5 protein-coding genes are annotated in these 2990 nt (G+C 66.0%); 2 read left to right on the top strand and 3 right to left on the bottom strand.

Annotated elements, in window-relative coordinates:
• Positions 1–159 precede the first annotated feature (159 nt).
• Positions 160–558, top strand: a complete 399-nt coding sequence (locus AX702_RS14415) for a putative quinol monooxygenase (protein ID WP_197420622.1) — start codon at positions 160–162, stop codon at positions 556–558.
• 28 nt (positions 559–586) lie between these two features.
• Here AX702_RS14415 and AX702_RS14410 read toward each other — a convergent pair whose 3' ends face one another.
• From AX702_RS14410 to AX702_RS14400, 3 genes are all read right to left on the bottom strand, one after another.
• A complete protein-coding gene (locus tag AX702_RS14410) occupies positions 587–1012 on the bottom strand; it encodes a hypothetical protein (protein WP_156455503.1) in 426 nt (141 codons plus the stop codon).
• A 48-nt stretch (positions 1013–1060) separates the two neighbouring features.
• Positions 1061–1390 carry an SMR family transporter gene (locus AX702_RS14405; RefSeq protein ID WP_066780710.1) on the bottom strand — a complete coding sequence of 110 codons (330 nt, stop codon included), beginning with the start codon at positions 1388–1390 and terminating at the stop codon, positions 1061–1063.
• A 200-nt stretch (positions 1391–1590) separates the two neighbouring features.
• Positions 1591–2046 carry a DoxX family protein gene (locus AX702_RS14400; protein WP_066780708.1) on the bottom strand — a complete coding sequence of 152 codons (456 nt, stop codon included), beginning with the start codon at positions 2044–2046 and terminating at the stop codon, positions 1591–1593.
• A 344-nt stretch (positions 2047–2390) separates the two neighbouring features.
• On the opposite strand from AX702_RS14400, the gene AX702_RS14395 reads away from it, so the two are divergent.
• Positions 2391–2990: acyltransferase family protein (locus tag AX702_RS14395; protein WP_197420621.1), on the top strand; the 600-nt coding region annotated here is incomplete at its 3' end.

Here is a 2990-nt window from a genome sequence, read left to right as displayed (position 1 = left end):
CCGCGCGCTTGTCGAAGCATGTGCCCGCCCCGATCGGCTGAGCCTGTCGAAGCCCGCGCCCCCCGTTCAGGCCGGGCCCATCGACAACCCCGCCCCCATCCAAGACGGGCAAGGCGAGTTCCGCCTTCCCGCCGCGCGATTTGGCGCTACGCTCTGCGCATGGGAATCGAGCGACGCACCTTTCTCGCCGCCACGGCCGCCATCGCCGCGCTCGGCCCGGCAACCAGCATGGCGAGCGCAGCGGCAGGGAGGAACGGCATGTACGGTCTGATCGGCAAGATGACGGCCCAGGCCGGCAAGCGCGATGCACTGGCGGCGATCCTGGTGGATGGCGTCGCCGGCATGCCGGGCTGCCTCAGCTATGTCGTCGCGAACGACCCGGAGAGCGCGGACACGATCTGGATCACCGAGGTATGGGAAAGCAAGCAGGCCCACGCCGCCTCCCTCTCCCTCCCGTCCGTCCGCGACGCCATCACCCGGGGACGCCCGCTGATCGCCGCCATGGAGCGGGTGGCGGAAACGATCCCGGTCGGCGGATCGGGCCTCGCCGCGAAGTAAGCGCCGCCCGAGGCGAGGACCGCAGGACCTACGCGCCGTCGGCTTCCTGACCGGCGATCTCTGCGGCGGGTTTAAGGTAGATCAATGCCACGGCCACGAACATTCCCAAAATCGCTCCGAGCTGGAGCAACATGGACGTCCAGAAGTGATGGTCGAGACGGGTTTTCGCCTCATGCAGAGGCATTCCGGCCAAGCCCGATGCCCGGATTGCCTCCTCTCCCTCGCGAATTCCAAAACGGAAGGATAATGTCGTAAACAGTATCAGGAAACATGTCTCAAGGAGCGACTTTCCAGGGCTTTTCCGCTCCCCGTCGGATGGCCGGAAGAACTCTAGCAAGCCCTTGATGATGATCGCGCCAACAAGAGCAAAGAATGATTCAATCACGACATGAACTCCACGGCCTTCTCCGCAGCCACCGCCGACATCCTCTAAGCCAAGCCGGCTTTCGATCACCGCACCACTATGTGGAGGTGCAAAAGCATTGGCAACACCCGCAAACCCCTAATGCCCCGCAGCCTTCGAAAACACGTTCATCACGATCACGCCCGCGACGATCAGCGCCATGCCCAGCATCGCGGCGACATCCAGCTTCTGGCCCTGAAACACCCAGGCGATTGCGGTGATGAGGACGATGCCTGCGCCTGACCAGATCGCATAAGCGATGCCGGTCGGAATGGTCTTCAGCGTCTGCGAGAGGAAATAAAAGGCGATGGCATAGGCAATCGCCGTGATGATGCTCGGCACCAGTCGGGAAAAGCCGTCCGATTCCTTCATGAAACTGGTGCCGATGACCTCTGCGATGATCGCGGACGCCAGATACAGATATTTCACACGCGCTCCTTCGCGACGGGCGCGGATCGCGCCGCGCGCCGTCACCCGATGGGGTTGAACGCCGTGGCAGGGAAGAACCCGTCGGGGCGCAGGAGACACCACCCTGCCACTCTATTTTCGGCCGCCCGGCTCTACAGGGTCGCCGGCCGCCAGTCATCCCGGCCCGTCATCCCTGCGTCTCCCCCGGCTCGTAAAGCCCGTCAGATCACCCGCGATCGACGCCCGCCGATCGCCCGGCTCGACCACAAGGCCGCCCAGATCAGCACCGGCTGCAGCACCATGCGCGGGCCGTGATAGATCCAGCCGAGCCCATGATCGGCGCGTGCCATGTCCAGCAGCAGGTGGTTTACATTGGCCGGCCACACGCACAGCGCATAAGCGGCGAGCCCCCATCCCGCTGCGCGCCGCACCGGCGGCGACCAGCGCTGCACCAGCGCGATCGCGCCGGCCAGTTCGGCAAGCCCGGTCGCCACAATGACGAATGGCGCCGCGGGCACCCAGGCCGGCGTGATGCCCAGGAATGGCGCGGGAATGGCGAGATGAAGAACCCCGGCGCCAAAGTATAGCGCCGCCAGCAGCCAGCGGGTCACGCTTCGGCCACGGCCGCGCGCCCCCGGCTTTGGGTGAACGCCCGATCGGTCGCCATGCTGGGGCATCAGGTCCCATCCTCCCGCCATCCCCTCCCCTCGGCAAGGAATGGCGCCCGCGTCAAGAAACGGCGCATCGATAGCGCACGAACAACGCCGGCCGGTCGTGCCGCGCCTTCCCGCCTGCGCCCCCATCTGCGTCCCGTCTGCGTCCCGCCGATCCGAAGCGCTGCCGCGCCAATCCCGCCCGGCAAAGGATCATACCCCCGAATTGCCAATGTCCGATCGATCCTGCCTTGCCTACCATCCGCGCGGCCCGGCGGTTCGGGCCGGACGGGGTATGTCCGGATGAGGTCAGCGCTCCTGCCGGGGATCGGTCCGGCGACGCTTCATCGATGCGGAGCGGTACTGGAATGACCCCTTATAACAGTGCCAGGACGACGGCGGATGGCGCCCAGCCGGCGGGCTTGCCCGAACGGGGGCAGACCGGCCGTCCCGTGGCATCGCCCTCCCCGCCGCCTGGCCAGCGCGAGGCCTGGCCCGATTTCGCGCGCGCCTGCGCCATCATCCTCGTGGTGCTTTTCCACTCCCGCCACGCCACCTGGCTGATCGGGTTTCAGAATGACGCGCTGGCCGACCGGATCTGGCCATTGGTCAGCGACGTCAACAAGCCGCTGCGCATGCCCCTGTTCTTCTTCATTTCAGGGATGCTCGCCACCAGCGCCGTCACCAAGCCCTGGCGCGACATCGCGCACAAGCGCGTGTGGAACAATCTCTACCTCTATTTCCTGTGGGCCGCGATCTACATCGCGGTGATCCCCGCATGGCCACGGCTGGACTGGAGCAGCTACACGGTCGTTCAGCAAATCCTGATGGCGATCGTCGGCGATTCCCCCGCCTGGTATCTCTGGGCGCTGACGATGTTCTTCCTGCTGGCGCGGATCGCGGCGCCGCTCCCCGCCATGATGATGCTGGCGGTCACCTTCGTGATCGCCACGCTCGCGCCGACGCTG

The organism is Sphingomonas sp. CCH5-D11 (genome assembly GCF_001557395.1).
Lineage (GTDB): Bacteria > Pseudomonadota > Alphaproteobacteria > Sphingomonadales > Sphingomonadaceae > Sphingomonas.
The sequence above is the reverse complement of the archived record's forward strand: the minus strand, read 5'-3'. Positions and strand labels throughout refer to the sequence as shown.